Genomic DNA, 17,195 nt, shown 5'->3' on the forward strand with positions numbered 1-17,195 from the left:
GGCGTACCGACCGGTAGGGGGTGGGGCGAGGAAAGTTACCGCCGGTACGCCCTACGCTTCCGGCGTGGCAGAAGACGCTGGACGCACCGAGAACCCCGGAGCCGGCAAGGACACCGGACCCGCCGGGCCCGCCGGTTCCGCGGCACCCCGCGAGTACCGCACGGAGGAGCTGGCCCGGCTGGCCGGCATCACGGTGCGCACCCTGCGCTTCTACCGCGAACGCAGACTGCTCCCCCCGCCCCGCCGCGAGGGCCGCATCGCCTGGTACGACGACCACCACCTGGCCCGCCTGCGCACCATCTCCGCCCTCCTGGAGCGCGGCCACACCCTCAGCGGCATCGCGGAGCTGGCCGACGCCTTCGACCACGGCCGCGACGTGGGCGACCTGCTCGGCTACGGCGAGCCCACCGAGGAGACCCCGGTCCGCCTCACCCCCGAGGAACTCGCCGACCGCTTCGCGGGCCAGGCCACCCCCGAGAACCTCGCCGCCGCCCTGGAGCTCGGCTACCTCGGCACCGACGGCGACGAGATCGTCCACATCAGCCGCCGCCTGCTGGACGTGTCCTCGGCCCTGGTCCGCGAGGGCATCCCGCTCGCCGACGTGCTGGCGGCGGGCAAACGCGTCCGCGAGCACGCCGAGGCCCTCGCCGGGCTCTTCGCCGACCTGATCCTGCGCCACGCGACCGAGGCCGACCTGCCCCGCCTGCGCCCCCTGGCCCGCAGCGTGGTGGAGGCGGAACTGTCGCTGGCGCTGGACCGGCGGCTGCGCAAGGAGGGCTGATCCCCCGGCCTCGACCCCCGGCCCCCGGCCTCCGTCAGTCCCCGAACACCACGGTGACGGGCGCGTGGTCCGACCACCGCTCGGCGTGACTGGCGGCCCGTTCGACGACCGCCTTCACCGCCCGTCCCGCCAGCCCGGGCGTCGCCATCTGGTAGTCGATCCTCCACCCCGCGTCGTTGTCGAAGGCCCGCCCCCGGTACGACCACCACGTGTACGGCCCCTCCACCCCCGGATGGAGCGCCCGCACCACGTCCACGTACCCGCCGTCCACCGGGTCGAGCACCCGCCCCAGCCACTCCCGCTCCTCGGGCAGGAACCCGGAGTTCTTGCGGTTGGCGCGCCAGTTCTTCAGGTCGGCCTCGCGGTGGGCGATGTTCCAGTCGCCGCAGACGACGACCTCGCGGCCGTCGGCGGCGGCGCGCTCGCGCAGCTCCTTGAGGTAGGCGAGGAACTCGCCCATGAAGCGGACCTTCTCGTCCTGGCGCTCGGTGCCGGCCTCGCCGGAGGGGAGGTAGAGGGAGGCGACCGTCACACCGGGCAGGTCGGCCTCGACGTACCGGCCGCTCGCGTCGAACTCGGACGAGCCGAAGCCGACCTGGACGCGGTCGGGCTCGCGGCGGCTGTAGAGGGAGACGCCGGCGCGGCCCTTGGCGGCGGCGGGGGCGTGCGTCACGTGCCAGCCCTCGGGCTCGCGCACCTGCTCGGGGAGCTGGTGCGGTTCGGCGCGCACCTCCTGGAGGCAGAGCACATCGGCGGAGGTGGCGGCGAGCCACTCCACGAAGCCTTTCTTCGCGGCGGCGCGCAGGCCGTTGACGTTGACGGAGGTCACGGTGAGCATCCGGGCACCTTACCGGCACACTGGACGAGGTCCTGTTCCGGACCGCTTCGGCACCCTCCACCATCGCATCGACATACGGCAGGCAGCATGGACATACGCCCGGTCCCCTTCGACCACCCCGACGCCGTCAAGCTCAACGACGAGGTCCAGGCCGAGTACGCCGTGCGCTACGGCGACGGCGGCGACGCGACCTATCTGGAACCGTCGCACTTCGCGCCGCCGAACGGCCTCTACCTGCTCGCGTACGACGAGGCCGGCGTCCCGGTCGCCTCCGGCGGCTGGCGGGCGCAGGACGCCAACGAGGAGAACTACCGCGACGGCGACGCCGAGCTGAAGCGGATGTTCGTGATCGAGCAGATGCGCGGCCGGGGGCTGGCCCGGCGCATCCTGGCCGCGCTGGAGGAGGACGCGCGGGCGGCGGGCCGGACGCGCATGGTGCTGGAGACCGGTACCAAGCAGCCGGAGGCGGTGGCGCTGTACCTGTCCAGCGGCTACGAGCCGTGCGAGAAGTTCGGCTACTACCGTTTCCACGAGAGCAGCCTCTGCTACGCCAAGAAGCTCTAGCTCACCCCCGCAGGAAGGCCAGCACCGCCAGCACCCGCCGGTGGGTGTCGTCGGCCGGCGGCAGGTCCAGCTTGGTGAGGATGGAGCCGATGTGCTTGCCGACGGCCGCCTCGGACACCACCAGCTCCCGGGCGATCGCCCCGTTGGACCTGCCCTCGGCGACCAGCGCCAGCACCTCCCGCTCGCGCGGGCTCAGCCGCGCGAGCGGGTCCCGGCGCCGGCGCAGCAGCTGCCGTACGACCTCCGGGTCGACGACCGTGCCGCCGGACGCCACCTCGCCCAGCGCGTCCATGAACTGCTCGACCTGGCCGACCCGGTCCTTGAGGAGGTAGCCGACGCCGGCGCCGTCCCCGGAGTCGAGCAGTTCACCGGCGTAGGCCCGCTGCACGTACTGGCTGAGCACCAGCACCGGCAGGCCGGGCCGCTCCTGGCGCAGCCGGACCGCCGCGTGCAGACCCTCGTCCTGGAAGCCGGGCGGCATCCGCACGTCCGTCACGACGATGTCGGGTGTGTGCGCGGCGGTCTCGGCGATCAGGGCGTCCGCGTCGCCGACCGCGGCGACGACCTCGTGCCCGAAGCGGGTGAGCAGGCCGATGAGTCCTTCGCGCAGCAGGACGCTGTCCTCGGCCAGGACTATGCGCAGGGGGCGTTCTGGTCGGTCGGCCGGCAAGGGATCTCCACACGCAGCAGGGTCGGTCCGCCCGGCGGGCTGGACAGGGAGAGTCTGCCATCGAGGACCGACACCCGGTCGGCGAGTCCGGTCAGGCCGCTGCCGCCGTCCGCGTCCGCCCCGCCGCGGCCGTCGTCGCGGACCACCAGGACCAGCCGCCCGTCGGCATACCCGCCGCTCACCTCGGCCCGGCCCGCCCCGCTGTGCTTGGCGATGTTGGCGAGGGCCTCGCACACCACGAAGTACGCGGCCGTCTCCACCGGCCCGGGCAGCCGTCCGGGCAGGTCCAGGTCGAGGTCGACGGGGACCGGGCTGCGGTCGGCGGCGTCGGCGACGGCGGCTTCGAGGCCGTAGTCGGTGAGGACCTTGGGGTGGATGCCGTGGATGAGTTCCCTCAGTTCGGCCAGGGCCCGGCCCGCCTCCTCGTGGGCCTGGGCCAGCTGGTCGGCGAGCGGTCCGGGCGGGGCGTCCAGGCGGGCCAGGCCCAGGGTCATGCTGAGGGCGACCAGCCGCTGCTGGGCCCCGTCGTGCAGGTCGCGTTCGATGCGCCGCCGTTCCGTCTCGAACGCGTCGACCAGCCGGGCCCGGGAGCGCACCAGTTCGGTGACCCGGTCGCTGTCGCCGTCCTTCGCGGTGAGCAGCGCCCGCGCCAGCTCGGCCCGCACCCCGGCCACCACGCCCAGGGCGTAGGCGCCGGCCGCCAGCAGCACCAGGCCGAGCGCGGCGACCGCGCAGGCCCCCGCCCAGGTGTCCACCAGGAACAGCTTGACCACCTTCGCCTCGCCGTCGACGGCGACCAGCACCGGCGCGGCCACCATGGACAGCGGCAGGCCCACGGCGGCCAGGACGGCCAGCGCGTCCAGCGGCCACAGCACCAGGCCCAGCAGCACCGCGTACGCCAGCTCCCGCCAGGTCACCGCCTCGCGCAGCCGCGTCGTGAGCCAGGACGCCAGTCCGTGCCGGTCGGGCACCCGGTGCTGCCCGCCCGGCACCGGGCCCAGCCCGGCCAGCCGCAGCCGCCACCGCTCCACGGCGGCCACGGGTATCCCGGTCAGCGCGGTGAGCACCAGCAGCGGCAGCCCCAGCAGGACGACGGCGAGCGCTCCGCCGACCACGACCCCGCTGACGGTCACCACCAGGACGACCGCGCCGAGCAGCGCCCCGCTCGCCAGGAACGCCACCGCCCGCCAGGGCCAGACCGACCCCAGGTATCCGCGCTCGCCGAGCGCCCGCCACACCGTCATGCGGATCACCGTAGGGGCGGGCCGCCCGCCCGCACCATGGGCGTGGCGGGAGGCCGGGGGGTATGCCTGGCCCTACCCCAAGTCTCGCCCCTGCCGCACTGATCCACCGTGCCGTCCTGCGGTTTCGTGGAGCCCACGGCAGACACCGGCACGAACACCGGTACGACGACACCGGTACGACGACACCGGTACGGCGACGAACACGGCAACGAGTGGGGGCACGGGGACAGATGGAACCCAACGCGATCGAACTGCGCGCGGTGCGCAGGCAGTACGGCTCGGGGGAGGGCCGGGTGACCGCGCTCGACGGCGTCTCGCTCGCCTTCCCGCGCGGCACCTTCACCGCCGTCATGGGGCCCTCCGGCTCGGGCAAGTCCACCCTGCTGCAGTGCGCGGCGGGGCTGGACCGGCCCACGGCGGGCTCGGTGCGGCTCGGGGAGACGGAGCTGACCGGGCTGAGCGAGCGGCGGCTGACCCTGCTGCGCCGCGAGCGGATCGGGTTCGTGTTCCAGGCGTACAACCTGGTGCCGTCCCTGACCGCCGCGCAGAACGTCGCCCTGCCGCTGCGGCTGGCCGGCCGGCGCCCGCGCAGGGCCGAGGTGCGGGAGGTGCTGCGGCAGGTCGGGCTCGCCGAGCGGGCCGGGCACCGGCCCGCCCAGCTGTCCGGCGGCCAGCAGCAGCGGGTGGCACTGGCCCGCGCCCTGATCACCCGGCCGGAGGTGCTGTTCGGCGACGAGCCGACCGGCGCGCTGGACTCGGTGACCGGCCGGGAGGTGCTGGCGCTGCTGCGCGGCATGGTCGACGCCGAGGGCCGCACGGTCGTGATGGTGACCCACGACCCGGTCGCCGCCTCCTGGGCCGACCGCGTCGTCTTCCTCGTCGACGGGCGGGTCCACGGCGAGCTGGCCGGCGCCCCGGCCGGGGAGATCGCGGCACGCATGACCACCCTGGAGACCCCGCTGACCACCTCGGAGACCCTGCCGTGCTGAGCATCGCCCTGCGCACCCTGCGCACCCGCTGGACCACCTTCACCGGCAGCTTCGTCGCCCTCGCGCTCGGCGTGGCCCTGCTCGCCGTGATGGGCCTGGCCCTGGCCTCGGCGGCCGACGCCCCGCAGCGCGCCCCGGAGCGGTTCGCCGCGGCGCCGGTGGTGGTGCGGGGGCAGGACACCCTGAGCGTGTCCACTCCGATCGGGGTCCGCAGCAAGCCGCTGCCGCACCCCCGCCCGGTCCCGGAACGGACCCTGGCCGCGCTGCGCGCCCTGGGCCCGGTCACCGAGGACCGCTCCTTCCCGGTCCGGGCCGAGGGGGCGCCCGGCCCGCTGGTGGGCCACCCGTGGTCGACGGCCGCCTTCGCCCCGTACGGCCTGACCGCGGGCCGCGCGCCGCGGACGGCCGACGAGGTGGTGGTCACCGGCGCCTGGGCGGCGGTCGGCGAGCGGCTGCGCACCGGTCACGGCACCGTGCGCGTGGTGGGCACGGCCGCCGACCGCGGCTTCGAGCGGGCCGTCTTCTACACCGACGCGCGCGCCGCGCGGCTGGCGCCGGTGAGCACCCAGCTGGTCGTGGACGCGGACCCCGGCCGGGTACGGCAGGCGGTGGGCGGCACCGCCCGGGTGCTCACCGGGGACGCCCGCCGCCTGGCGGACGCCGACCCGGACCGCGACCGGGAGGCGGTCACGGCGCTGAACGCGCTGTTCGGGACGGCGGGCGGCGTGGCCGCCTTCGTGTCGGTGTTCGTGGTGGCGTCGACATTCGCCTTCTCCGTCGCCCAGCGGCGCCGGGAGTTCGGGCTGCTGCGCCTGGCGGGCGCCACCCCGGGCCAGGTCCGCCGCCTGGTGGGCGCGGAGGCGCTGCTGGTCGGCGTGGCCGCCTCGGCCACGGGCTGCGCGCTGGGCGCGTACGCCGCCCCGCACCTGGCCGCGTGGGTGGTGCGGGAGGGCCTGGCGCCCGCCTGGTTCGCCATCGGCGACCACACCTGGCCGTACCACCTCGCCTTCTGGACGGGCCTGCCGGTGGCGCTCGGCGGGGTCGTGGCCGCGTCCTGGCGGGCCGGGCGCACCGGCCCCGCCCAGGCGCTGCGCGAGGCGTCCGTCGACGCCGGGACCCTGACCCGGGGCCGCCTGCTGTGCGGTACGGCCCTGCTGCTGACGGCCGTGGCGACCCTGGCCGCGGCCCTGCTGACCGACCCGGCCGAGCTGCTGCACCGCAAGACGTACATCAGCCGCCCGATGCTGCTGATCACGGCGGTGGCGCTGCTGTCCCCGCTCCTGGTGCGCCCGCTCGTCCGGCTGATCGCCTGGCTGCCGTCCCGGCTGCCCGGCGCGGGCGGGATGCTGGTGCGGGAGAACGCCGCCGCGGCCGTCCGCCGCACCGCCTCCGTCGCGGCGCCCGTGCTGGTCACGGTGGCGCTGACGGGATCGCTGCTCGGCGCGACGGCGACGCTGAACCGGGCGCAGGCCGCGGAGCAGCGGCAGCGCACCGCCGCCGACCTCGTGGTGACGGCACCGGGCGGCCTGGACCCGGCAGCGGTGCGCCGGCTGCGTGCGGTACCCGGCGCCGAGGTGTCCGTGACCGCGCCGAGCGCCGTGTACGTCCTGGAGGAGGGCGTCGCCCTGGTCCGCTCCGAGGCCCGCGCGGCCGACCCGGCGGCGCTCGCGGCGACGGCCCGGCTGCCGCTGGCGGACGGCCGGGTCACCGGCCTCGACGACGGCTCGATCATCGTCAACGAGGAGTGGGAGCGGCACACCGTCGGGCAGCGCGTGGACGTCTGGCTCGGCGACGGGACGCGCCGGACGCTGCGGATCGCCGCGGTGATGCCGGCCGGCACGGGTGACAACGGCGTGTACGTCACCGCGGCCAACGCGCCGGGCGCCGTGCCCGACCGGGCCGAGGTGCGGGTGGCGGACGGCGCGGACCGGGCCGCGGTGGCGGCGGCGCTGCGGGAGGCGGCGCGCTCCTCGGGCGGCCGGGTGCTCACCGCCGGCGCCTGGCTGCGGGAGACGTCCCCGCACACGGACGGCCGGACCCGGGCGGGCTTCCTGCTGGTCCTCGGGATCGCCCTGCTCTACGCGGGCATCGCGCTGGCGGGCACCCTGGTCATGGCGACCTCCGACCGGCGGCGGGAGTTCGCGTCCCTGCGCCTGGCGGGCGCCACCCGCGCCCAGGTGCTGCGCCTGGTCGCCGCCGAGTCCCTGACCGTCACCGCCGTCGGCGGTGTGCTGGGGGTCCTGGTGGCGGCCCTGAACCTGCTCGGCATGGACGGCGCCCTGCGCCTGCTGTCGGCCCCGGCCGGGACGGCCCTGCCGTGGCCCGCCCTCGGCGCGGCGGCCGGGGCGTGCGCGGTGATCGCGGTGGTGTCGGCGGTGGTACCGGCGGGCCTGGCCCTGCGCCGCTGACGGCCCGTCGGTCCGCCCGGACGGTGATGCCGACGGCGCGGCGGGCGGCGGCGATCCCGGCCGGAGCGGCACACGCCCCCGTAAACGACGAAATCCCGCCCGATCCGAAGATCGTGCGGGATTTCGTCAACCGAACCCGAGCTGACTCGGGATCGGCGCTGCGGTGGACCTGAGGGGATTTGAACCCCTGGCCCCCTCGATGCGAACGAGGTGCGCTACCGGACTGCGCCACAGGCCCTTGCAACGAGTGAAACTTTAGCATCCCGATCGGCCTGCTCAAAAACCCGCGCCCGTCACGGCGCCCAGGAGCGACGCAGGTCACATCGGGGCGCAGCGGCCTACTCGTTGGCGGCGCGCGGCCGGTCGCCGTCCTCGTACTGGTCGAAGAGGGGCGTACGGCCGCGTTCGCGGGCGCGGCGGGCGGAGGCGGCACGGCGGGACCCGGGGCGGGCCGGTCCCTCCGCCCGGTCGTCGGACCGGGCCGGCTCGGGAGCCGGCACGAGACCCTCGGCCGTCGGGGCGGGGGCGGACCCGTCCGCCTCCGGGGCCACGGAGCTGGACCGCGCCGAACTCCAGGCGTCCGGGGCGCCGAGGTCCACGTCGGGCGTGGCGCGCGGGGCGACGGGGGCGGTGACGTACGTCGGGAGCGGCACCGGTACGGGCTCCCAGCTCTCGCCCTGGCCGGGCCGCCGCTGCCGTTCCCGCTGCTGGTCGACCCACTCGGCGTGGTCGGTCTGCTCCACCAGCGCCCGCCGGTCGGCGGCGAGCGCCGACAGGCCGGGGTCGGTCTCCGCCCCGGGGCCCTCGTCGGGCTCCTCGGCGTCGGGGTCGGCCGCCGGGCCGGCGGCGGGGCGGCGGCGCGGCTGGCGGCGTTCCCGCAGGCGCTGCGCCGCGACCTCGGCACGGCGGCGGTCCATCTGGAAGGCGAAGCGGCGGCGCTCCTGGCGGCGCAGGTAGGCGATGTACGCGCTGAGCAGCACGGCGGGCACGCCGGGCGCCCACAGGAACGCGAGTCCGCCGACGGCGGCGACGATCGACCCGAGGGTGAAGGCGAGGAACAGCACCACGGTGGTGCGCCGGCGGCGCGCGAGCACCTTCGAACGCCGGGCGCGTGCCGCAGCCGCCTGTGCGGAGGGCGTGGGGCGGGCGGCTCGTCCCGGTCCCCGGGACGGCGCGGGGGCCGGTTCGCGCTCGTCGTCGTGGACCGGCTCGCCCGTCTCCCCGTGCGCGGGCCCGGTCCGTTCGGGGGCGGGCGGCTGCACGGCCACCTGGGCCTGCCGGCGGGTCCGGGACACGGCGAAGGCCCGGACGTCCACCGAGTCGGTGACGGCGTCCGGGTCGACGTCGTACTCCGCCTCCTCGGCGGAGCGCGCCCGCAGGTCCTTGGCGTACCGGCGCTCCATGCCCGCCCGTCCGGACAGGAGCCGGATGGCGGTGCTGAAGCGTTCCGTCGGACGGGCTTCGTTCAGCTCGTCCTGCCTACGGAGCCACATCGGCACCAAGTAGGCGGCCCAGGCCCCGACGATGACTGCGTAGATGAGGCCGCTGCTGCTCACGCCTCACACGGTAGAGGGGTTTGCATGAGGCCATCTGCCAATTGCGCCGGTGTGTCGCACGATCTGGCTGATATTTCGAACTTTTTTTGTGACCGATGTGATCACTCGGACACCAGGCCCGCGAATTTCAATACCTCGCCGCGGTCGCCACCCGATCAATTTCGAACATTTATTCAATTCCAGTTTCCGGGGCGGGTGGGATTCCCCGAAGCGTTATGCCCGTTCTGCGCGTTCTGGACGTTCTGTTCGCGCTGGGCGCGGGTGCGGTGCCAGCGGCTCAGGAGTCCCTCCGGGACCTCTTCCGCGGTCAGGGCGAAGACGAGGTGGTCGCGCCAGGCGCCGTCGATGTGGAGATAACGCGGGCGCAGGCCCTCCTCGCGGAATCCGAGTTTCTCCACGACCCGGCGGCTCGGTCCGTTCTCGGGGCGAATGCAGACCTCGACGCGGTGCAGGCCGACGGTGCGGAAACAGTGGTCCACGACCAGCGCGACGGCCGTCGGTATCACCCCGCGGCCGGCCACCGCCTCGTCCACCCAGTAGCCGATGTGCCCCGAGCACATCGAGCCCCAGGTGATCCCGGCCACCGTCAACTGGCCCACCAGGCGGCCCTGGTACTCGACGACGAACGGCAGCATCCGGCCCGCGTTCGCCTCGGACCTCAGGTGGCGGACCATCTGGCGGTAGGTCGGCCGGTGCGTGACCGGCCCGCTCGGCGTGGGCGGCGGAATGGTCGCCTCCCAGGGGCGCAGCCAGTCCCGGTTGCGCCGGTTGACCTCACGCCAGGCCCGCTGGTCGCGCAGTTTTATCGGCCGGAGGAGGACATCGCCGTCCGCCAGCACCGCGGGCCAGGGCGCGCCGTTCAGCTCGCACCCCCGCCGCCGGACCCGGGGTGGTCGCCGCCGCGGATCTGGTCGACGGCGTGGACCAGCAGGGGCTCCAGCACGGCCAGCCCGTCCTTGACCCCGCCGGTGGACCCCGGCAGGTTGACGATCAGCGTGCCCTTCGCCACTCCGGCCAGGCCCCGGGAGAGCACCGCGGTCGGCACCTTGTCCCGGCCGTACGCCCGGATGGCCTCCGCGATGCCCGGCACCTCGCGGTCGATCACCGCGCGGGTCGCCTCCGGGGTGCGGTCGGTGGGCGAGATGCCCGTGCCGCCGGTGGTGACGATGGCGTCGTACCCGGCGGCGACGCCCTCCCGCAGGGCGGCCTCGACCGGGTCGCCGTCGGGGACGACCCGCGGGCCGTCGACGGCGAACCCCAGGCGCCGCAGGCCGTCGGCGATCAGCGGGCCGCCCCGGTCCTCGTAGACCCCGGCGGCGGCCCGGTTGGAGGCCGTGACCACCAGCGCGCGGTACGTCATGACCGGCTCCAGTCGCCCGACTTGCCGCCCGTCTTCTCCTCCACCCGCACGTCCGTGATGACCGCTCCCTTGTCGACCGCCTTCACCATGTCGATCACGGTGAGCGCGGCGACGGAGACCGCGGTGAGGGCCTCCATCTCGACGCCCGTGCGGTCCGTCGTCTTCACGGTGGCCCGGATCTCCACGGCGTCGTCCGCGACCGACAGGTCCAGTTTCACACCCGACAGCGCCAGAGGGTGGCACAGCGGGATCAGATCGGGGGTCCGTTTGGCGCCCATGATGCCCGCGATCCGCGCGGTGGCCAGGGCGTCGCCCTTGGGGACGCCCTCGCCGCGCAGCAGCTCGACGACGCGGGGCGCCACGAGGACGCGTCCGCTCGCGCGGGCGGTGCGCGCGGTCACGTCCTTCCCCGACACGTCGACCATGCGGGCGGCGCCCGCCTCGTCGATGTGCGTCAGCCGTTCCTGCGTACCTGGGTCCTGCGTACGTCGGTCCTGCGTGCTCATGCTCGTGTGGCGCTCCCGGTCCGGGCCCGGCGCGGTGCGGCGCGCGGGCCTGCTGTGCGCGACACGGTACCGCCAACTCCCGCGGGTCAGCCGAGCAGGACCACCTCGACCTCGGCGCCGGGCTCGACCGACTCGGTGTCCTCGGGGACGACGATCAGCGCGTCGGCGTGGGCGAGGGCCGCGACGAGGTGGGATCCGGCGCCGCCGACCGGGGTGACGGTGCCGTCGGCGTATCGGCCGCGCAGGAACTGCCGGCGGCCCTTCGGCGAGGTCAGCGCCTTGTCGGCGGCCAGGGTCGCGCGGGCGGTCGGCCGGTGGACGTCCTCCAGGCCCATGAGGGTGCGAATGGCGGGGCGGACGAACAGCTCGAAGGAGACGTAGGAGGAGACCGGGTTGCCGGGCAGGGCCAGCAGCGGGGTGTGGTCGGGGCCGATCGAGCCGAAGCCCTGGGGCTTGCCGGGCTGCATGGCCAGCTTGCGGAACTCCACGCCCGCGCCCGGCTCGTCCTCGTCGCCGACGTGGGCGAGGGCCTCCTTGACGACGTCGTACGCGCCGACGCTCACGCCGCCGGTGGTGACCATCAGGTCGGCGCGGACCAGCTGGTCCTCGATCGTGTCGCGGAGGGTCTCGGCGTCGTCGGCGACGGCGCCCACGCGGTAGGCGATCGCGCCGGCGTCGCGGGCGGCGGCGGTGAGGGCGAAGCTGTTGGAGTCGTAGATCTGACCGCTGCCCAGTTGCTCGTCGGGCTGGACGAGTTCGCTGCCGGTGGACAGGACGACCACGCGCGGGCGCGGGCGGACCCGGACCGTGCCGCGGCCGATCGCGGCGAGCAGGGCGATCTGCGGCGGGCCGAGGACCGTGCCGGCCGCCAGGGCGCGGTCACCGGCCTCGACGTCGCTGCCCCGGGCGCGCACATGCGCGCCGGCCCCGGCCGGGCGGTACACGTGCACGTGCCCCTCGGCGCCCTCGGGCGCGAGGGCGCGGGCGCGCATGCCGCTCACCGGGCCGCCGCCCAGGCCGCCGTCGGTCCACTCCACGGGGACGACGGTCTCGGCGCCGGGCGGCAGCGGGGCGCCGGTCATGATGCGGGCGGCCTGGCCGGGTCCCACGGAGGGCGGGTCGGCCTGACCGGCCGCGACGTCGCCGACGACCTCCAGGACGGCCGGGTACTCCTCGCTCGCGCCCGCGACGTCCGCGACCCGCACCGCGTACCCGTCCATGGAGCTGTTGTCGAACGGCGGCAGGGAGACGGGCACCGTGACGTCCTCGACCAGGACGCAGCCCTGGGCGTCGAGCAGGTTCAGCTCGATGGGCTCCAGGGGGCGGACGGTGGCGAGGATGTCCTCCAGGTGGTCGTCGACCGACCAGAGGCGGTCCGGTCCGGCGGGGTCGTGGCCGGTGGTGCGGGGCGCGGCGCTGCTCAACGTTCCTACATCTCCTCGGCTACGTAACTGCGGAGCCAGGTCCGGAAGTCCGGGCCCAGGTCCTCACGTTCGCACGCGAGTCTGACAATGGCACGCAGATAGTCGCCGCGGTCGCCGGTGTCGTAGCGGCGGCCCTTGAAGACCACGCCGTGCACCGGACCGCCGACCTTCTCGTCCGCGGCGAGCTGCTGGAGGGCGTCGGTGAGCTGGATCTCGCCACCGCGGCCCGGCTCGGTGGTGCGCAGTATGTCGAAGACGTGCGGGTCGAGGACGTAGCGGCCGATGATGGCGTAGTGGGAGGGGGCGTCGGCCGGGTCGGGCTTCTCGACCAGCCCGGAGACCTTGACCACGTCGGCGTCCTCGGTGGTCTCCACGGCGGCGCAGCCGTAGAGGTGGATCTGCTCCGGGGCGACCTCCATGAGGGCGATGACGCTGCCGCCGTACTGCTCCTGCACGTCGATCATGCGCTGGAGCAGCGGGTCGCGCGGGTCGATCAGGTCGTCGCCGAGCAGGACCGCGAAGGGCTCGTCCCCCACGTGCGGGGCGGCGCACAGCACGGCGTGGCCGAGGCCCTTGGGGTCGCCCTGGCGGACGTAGTGCATGGTCGCGAGGTCGCTGGACTCCTGGACCTTGGCCAGCCGCTCGGCGTCGCCCTTCTTCTCGAGGGCGGACTCCAGTTCGTAATTGCGGTCGAAGTGGTCCTCCAGGGGGCGCTTGTTGCGGCCCGTCACCATGAGGACGTCGTCGAGGCCGGCGGCCACGGCCTCCTCCACCACGTACTGGATCGCCGGCTTGTCGACGACCGGCAGCATCTCCTTGGGAGTGGCTTTCGTGGCCGGCAGGAACCGGGTGCCGAGGCCGGCTGCGGGGATGACAGCCTTGCTGATCCTGGGGTGCAACTGAGTCATGGCGGCCACCTTATCCGGTGCCTTGCACGGAATCGGCACCTCCGGGGCAATTGCCGCTCATATGAGCACACTGTGAATGGAGGGAGGCTACATGAGCCACGACGGGCGTGCGGCCGGGCCTGACAAGCGGTCCCTGCGGCGGGAGGTGCTCGCGGCGCGGAACGGGCTGACCGGGGACGACGTGCGGGAGGCGGCCGTCGCGCTGGCCGGGCGGGCGCTGGAACTGCCGGAGGTGGCGCACGCGCGCACGGTGGCGGCGTATGTCTCCGTGGGCACCGAACCCGGGACGCTCGCGCTGCTGGACGCGCTGCGCGCGCGGGGTGTGCGCGTCCTGCTGCCGGTGCTGCTGCCCGACAACGACCTGGACTGGGGCGAGTACGGCGGGGAGGGCTCCCTCGCGCGCGTGCGGCACGGCGGGCGGATGGCGCTGCTGGAACCGGCCGGCGAGCGCCTGGGCCCGGATGCCGTGACCGGGGCCGACGTGGTGCTGCTGCCGGGGCTGGCCGTCGACGGGCGCGGTCTGCGGCTGGGGCGCGGCGGCGGGTCGTACGACCGGGTCCTGGCGCGCCTGGAGCGGGCGGGCGCGCGGCCCGCGCTGGTGGTGCTGCTGTACGACGCCGAGGTCGTCGCGCGGGTCCCCGCCGAGCCGCACGACCGGCCGGTGGACGCGGTGGTGACGCCGTCGGGGGTGCGCAGGTTCCGCTGACGCGGGCCCGGTCGGGGGGCCGGGTGCATCGGTAACGGAAAACGGCCTCCACGCGTGCGTGGAGGCCGTTTTCCGTGTCGCTTCCCCGTCCGGGCCCGGGGTCAGGGCTTGAGCACCAGTGTGTCGCTCGTGCTGTCGTCGACCGCCTTGTCCGAGAACGACCACGTCAGCAGTTCGCCCTTGGCCCACTTGCTCGTCTGGTCGGTGTAGTGGGCGCTGTAGGCGTGCCCGGAGGCGCCGGTGAGGTTGATCCAGCGGGACTTGTCGAGGTCGCCGAGGTTGACCACCATCCGCATGGACGGCACCCACACCACCCCGTAGCCGCCGGCCGCGTTCCAGCCGGTGGCGTTGACCGCCGCCTCGCCGCCGCTGAGCTTCCAGGGGCCGCGGTTGAGGGCGTACTGGAGGAAGCCGGGACCCTCGGTGCCCAGGGTCTGGTTCTTCAGGAACAGGCGGTGCAGGCGGCCCCAGCTCCAGGTGTCGATGTCCTTGCCGAGCTTGGCGGTCAGCTCCCAGCGGGCGTCGATCATGGCGCGCTTGAACAGCTCGTCGCGGTTGTCGGCGCCGGGGCGGGTGCCCGACTTCGGCGTCGTCCACCAGTCGCTGTCCGGGTCGTCCATCAGGGTGCGGACCACCTCGAACCAGCGGTCGCCGCCGTCGGGCTGCGCCTGCGCGGCGGCGCGCCGGCCGCACTCGCGGACCTTCTCGGTGTCGTCCGCGGGCCCGGTGGTGTTGACCGGGTCCACCCACAGGCACTGGCCCTTCACCCGCAGTTCCTTGGGCAGCTTGTTGCCGAAGGCCAGCTTGAGGATGTTGCGCCAGACCGCGTTGAAGTAGGCGGCGGCGGCCGAGTCGGCGTCCTGCGTGTAGTCCCAGCCCTCCAGCAGCTTCTGCGCCTGGCGGACGTCCTTGTCCCCCGTGTCGATCTTCAGCAGCTTCGGCACGAGCAGCTTGGCGATCTCGCTGCTGTTGTCGAGCTGCATCTGCCGCATGTCGTCGGTGGAGATCTTGCCGCCGTCGTCGATCTTCTGCTGGATCAGGTCGGTGATCCGCTGGCTGCGGGTGCCGTAGCCCCAGTCCGTGGTGAGCGTGTAGGGGTACTCGTCCTGGTCGACGACGGCCTGGTTGGCGGTGACGATGTAGCCGCGCTCCGGGTCGTACTCGTAGGGCAGCTTGTCCTGGTCGATGTACCCGGTCCAGCGGTAGTCGGAGTCCCAGCCCGGCGCGGGGATGGAGCCGTCGTGCCCCTTCGCGCGCGTGGGGATCTTCCCGGGCAGGGTGTAGCCGATGTGGTTGTCGGTGTCGGCGTAGATCAGGTTCTGCGAGGGCACCTCGAACAGCGCGGCGGCCTCGCGGAAGTCCTGCCAGTTCTCCGCCCGGTCCATGGCGAAGACGGAGTCCATGGTCCGGCCGGGCTCCAGCGCGGTCCAGCGCAGGGCGACGCCGTAGCCGTCGCCGCGGTCGGGGGCGGCGGTGTCGACGGTGGCCTTCTTGCCGACCTTCACCAGTTCGTCGTCGCGGTCGGACAGCAGGGGGCCGTTGTCGGTCTCCCGGACCACGATCTTCTTGGACGCGCCGCCGGCGACCTTGATGGTCTCCTCGCGCGTCTTGAACGGCACCACCTTGCCGTCGAGCTGGTAGCCGTTGCCGGTGATCTTCTCCAGGTACAGGTCGGAGACGTCGACGCCGGAGTTGGTCAGGCCCCAGGCGATGTCCTGGTTGTGGCCGATTATCACGCCCGGCATGCCCGCGAAGGTGTAGCCGGCGACGTCGTACCGGCACTTGGCGGAGACGCTGCGGCAGTGCAGGCCCATCTGGTACCAGACCGAGGGCAGCGACGGCGCCAGGTGCGGGTCGTTGGCCAGCAGCGGCTTGCCGGTGATGGTGTGCTCGCCGCTGATCACCCAGGAGTTGGAGCCGATGCCGTTGCCGTTCACGCCGACGGCGGTGGGCAGGTCGTCCAGGACGTCCTGGAGGCCGGAGAGCTGGCTCTGCAGGGCGGAGGCGCCCGCCGTACCCGTGCCCGTGCCCGTGCCGGTTCCCGTGCCTGTGCCGGTGGTGCCCGAAGTGCCGGTTCCGGCACCCGCGCCGGTGCCGGCCGATCCGGACAGGCCCGTGCCGCCCGTGGAGGTGCCGCCGGAGCCGGACGAGGCACCGCCGCCACCGGCCTCGAACGTCTCGGTGAGCTCGTTGTACTGGCCCTCCTGGACGATCGCCTTGTTGCGGCTGTAGGGGTACTGCGGGTACAGGTCGGCGATCTGCTTCGGGCCGAGGCGGCTGGTCATCAGGGCGCGGTCGATCTCGTCCTGCATGTTGCCGCGCAGGTCCCACGCCATCGCCTTCAGCCAGGCGACCGAGTCGACCGGCGTCCACTTCTCGGGCTTGTAGTCGTTGGTGAACCCCAGGGCGGCGTACTCCAGGGAGATGTCCTCGCCGTCCTTGCCCTCCAGGTACGCGTTGACCCCCTTGGCATAGGCCTGGAGGTACTTCTTGGTGGAGTCCGACAGCTTGGTGTCGTACTCCTCCTTCGCGATCCGGTGCCAGCCCAGCGTGCGCAGGAACTCGTCGTTGTCGACCTGGCCCTCGCCGAACATCTCCGACAGGCGCCCGGCCGTCATGTGGCGGCGCACGTCCATCTCGTAGAACCGGTCCTGCGCCTGGACGTAGCCCTGCGCCATGAACAGGTCCTCGTCGGAGGAGGCGTAGATCTGCGGGATGCCGTAGCCGTCGCGCTTGACGTCGACGGGGCCCGACAGGCCCTCCAGCGTGATCGAGCCCTTGGTCTGCGGGAAGGAGGCACGGACGGTGCCGACCGACCAGTAGCCCCCGTAGGCGAGGCCGCCGATGACGGCCAGCACCAGCACGAGGATGATCAGTCGGGCCTTGCGCCCCTTCTTCCTGCCGGACTTGCCGGGCGGCTTACCCGAAGAGGCGGTGTTGGTGGGGGGCATCGCTGTCCTTGCTGTCCTAACACGAGCGGCAGGTCGGGCTGAAATTCTGACTGAGCGCTGGAGCAACCATAGGCGCAGGGCCCGGTCCCCCTTGACGCGGAGTCGGGAACCGGCGCGGACGGGCGTTCGATCTTGCCAAGGCGAGCGTCAAGAAATCGTCAAGAGTTAGGTAAGGTAACGAAGTAGTCGGTCACGGATGCGGTGACTCCGTGTGCCATGGAGAGGTGTGGTGTGGCGCCCTCGTGCGCCCATGCCCGCCTCACACGTCCACCACTCGCCCGCACCATGTA

The 17,195-nt window shown here is 73.9% G+C and carries 15 protein-coding genes and 1 tRNA gene; 5 read left to right on the forward strand and 11 right to left on the reverse strand.

The genetic code is table 11. From position 1 onward, the window contains the following. Nucleotides 1-64: 64 nt before the first annotated feature. On the forward strand, nucleotides 65-781 hold the full coding sequence (locus tag ABZ340_RS06550) for a MerR family transcriptional regulator (protein ID WP_358780626.1): 717 nt from the start codon (nucleotides 65-67) through the stop codon (nucleotides 779-781). 34 nt (nucleotides 782-815) lie between these two features. Here the strand turns inward: ABZ340_RS06550 and ABZ340_RS06555 are convergent, their stop codons facing one another. Beyond that, entirely contained in the window at nucleotides 816-1,619 is an 804-nt protein-coding gene (locus ABZ340_RS06555; protein WP_358780627.1) for an exodeoxyribonuclease III, read from the reverse strand. Between the two features lie 87 nt (nucleotides 1,620-1,706). Here ABZ340_RS06555 and ABZ340_RS06560 point away from each other — a divergent pair, with 87 nt between their 5' ends. Further along, nucleotides 1,707-2,183, forward strand: a complete 477-nt coding sequence (locus ABZ340_RS06560) for a GNAT family N-acetyltransferase (protein ID WP_358780628.1) — start codon at nucleotides 1,707-1,709, stop codon at nucleotides 2,181-2,183. Between the two features lies 1 nt (nucleotide 2,184). Here ABZ340_RS06560 and ABZ340_RS06565 read toward each other — a convergent pair whose 3' ends face one another. Next, nucleotides 2,185-2,853 carry a response regulator transcription factor gene (locus tag ABZ340_RS06565; protein WP_358780629.1) on the reverse strand — a complete coding sequence of 223 codons (669 nt, stop codon included), beginning with the start codon at nucleotides 2,851-2,853 and terminating at the stop codon, nucleotides 2,185-2,187. Next, a complete protein-coding gene (locus ABZ340_RS06570; RefSeq protein WP_358780630.1) occupies nucleotides 2,817-4,097 on the reverse strand; it encodes a sensor domain-containing protein in 1,281 nt (426 codons plus the stop codon). Before ABZ340_RS06570 ends, ABZ340_RS06565 begins: the two co-directional genes overlap by 37 nt. Before the next feature lie 230 nt (nucleotides 4,098-4,327). Between ABZ340_RS06570 and ABZ340_RS06575 the strand changes: the two genes are divergently transcribed. Together ABZ340_RS06575 and ABZ340_RS06580 are read left to right on the forward strand one after the other, a co-directional pair. After that, complete coding sequence (locus tag ABZ340_RS06575; RefSeq protein WP_358780631.1) at nucleotides 4,328-5,086, forward strand: ABC transporter ATP-binding protein; 759 nt, start codon at nucleotides 4,328-4,330, stop codon at nucleotides 5,084-5,086. Next, a complete protein-coding gene (locus tag ABZ340_RS06580; RefSeq protein WP_358780632.1) occupies nucleotides 5,080-7,494 on the forward strand; it encodes an ABC transporter permease in 2,415 nt (804 codons plus the stop codon). Before ABZ340_RS06575 ends, ABZ340_RS06580 begins: the two co-directional genes overlap by 7 nt. A gap of 164 nt (nucleotides 7,495-7,658) precedes the next feature. Here the strand turns inward: ABZ340_RS06580 and ABZ340_RS06585 are convergent. The 7 genes from ABZ340_RS06585 to galU all read right to left on the reverse strand — a co-directional run bounded on the left by ABZ340_RS06585 (nucleotide 7,659) and on the right by galU (nucleotide 13,248). Continuing rightward, nucleotides 7,659-7,732, reverse strand: a tRNA-Ala gene (locus ABZ340_RS06585). Nucleotides 7,733-7,832: 100 nt separating this feature from the next. Continuing rightward, entirely contained in the window at nucleotides 7,833-9,050 is a 1,218-nt protein-coding gene (gene glpR / locus ABZ340_RS06590; RefSeq protein WP_358780633.1) for a gephyrin-like molybdotransferase receptor GlpR, read from the reverse strand. A 173-nt stretch (nucleotides 9,051-9,223) separates the two neighbouring features. Next, nucleotides 9,224-9,889 (reverse strand): GNAT family protein, encoded by a 666-nt coding sequence (locus tag ABZ340_RS06595; RefSeq protein WP_358780634.1) that lies wholly within the window; start codon nucleotides 9,887-9,889, stop codon nucleotides 9,224-9,226. A 20-nt stretch (nucleotides 9,890-9,909) separates the two neighbouring features. Continuing rightward, complete coding sequence (locus ABZ340_RS06600; RefSeq protein WP_358780635.1) at nucleotides 9,910-10,410, reverse strand: MogA/MoaB family molybdenum cofactor biosynthesis protein; 501 nt, start codon at nucleotides 10,408-10,410, stop codon at nucleotides 9,910-9,912. Further along, complete coding sequence (gene moaC, locus ABZ340_RS06605) at nucleotides 10,407-10,916, reverse strand: cyclic pyranopterin monophosphate synthase MoaC (RefSeq protein ID WP_358780636.1); 510 nt, start codon at nucleotides 10,914-10,916, stop codon at nucleotides 10,407-10,409. Before moaC ends, ABZ340_RS06600 begins: the two co-directional genes overlap by 4 nt. 86 nt (nucleotides 10,917-11,002) lie before the next feature. Beyond that, the gene (gene glp / locus ABZ340_RS06610) at nucleotides 11,003-12,340 is read right to left on the reverse strand and encodes a gephyrin-like molybdotransferase Glp (RefSeq protein ID WP_358780637.1); all 1,338 of its coding nucleotides are present in this window, start codon (nucleotides 12,338-12,340) and stop codon (nucleotides 11,003-11,005) included. Nucleotides 12,341-12,345: 5 nt separating this feature from the next. Beyond that, nucleotides 12,346-13,248 carry a UTP--glucose-1-phosphate uridylyltransferase GalU gene (gene galU, locus ABZ340_RS06615; protein ID WP_358780638.1) on the reverse strand — a complete coding sequence of 301 codons (903 nt, stop codon included), beginning with the start codon at nucleotides 13,246-13,248 and terminating at the stop codon, nucleotides 12,346-12,348. A gap of 91 nt (nucleotides 13,249-13,339) precedes the next feature. Here galU and ABZ340_RS06620 point away from each other — a divergent pair, with 91 nt between their 5' ends. Continuing rightward, nucleotides 13,340-13,954, forward strand: coding sequence for a 5-formyltetrahydrofolate cyclo-ligase (locus tag ABZ340_RS06620; protein WP_358780639.1), 615 nt, complete (start codon nucleotides 13,340-13,342; stop codon nucleotides 13,952-13,954). Between the two features lie 101 nt (nucleotides 13,955-14,055). Here the strand turns inward: ABZ340_RS06620 and ABZ340_RS06625 are convergent, their stop codons facing one another. Continuing rightward, on the reverse strand, nucleotides 14,056-16,905 hold the full coding sequence (locus ABZ340_RS06625) for a penicillin acylase family protein (RefSeq protein WP_358780640.1): 2,850 nt from the start codon (nucleotides 16,903-16,905) through the stop codon (nucleotides 14,056-14,058). Between the last annotated feature and the right edge of the window lie 290 nt (nucleotides 16,906-17,195).

The sequence above is a fragment of the Streptomyces sp. NPDC006134 genome (genome assembly GCF_040628835.1).
In the GTDB taxonomy this organism is placed as follows: domain Bacteria; phylum Actinomycetota; class Actinomycetes; order Streptomycetales; family Streptomycetaceae; genus Streptomyces.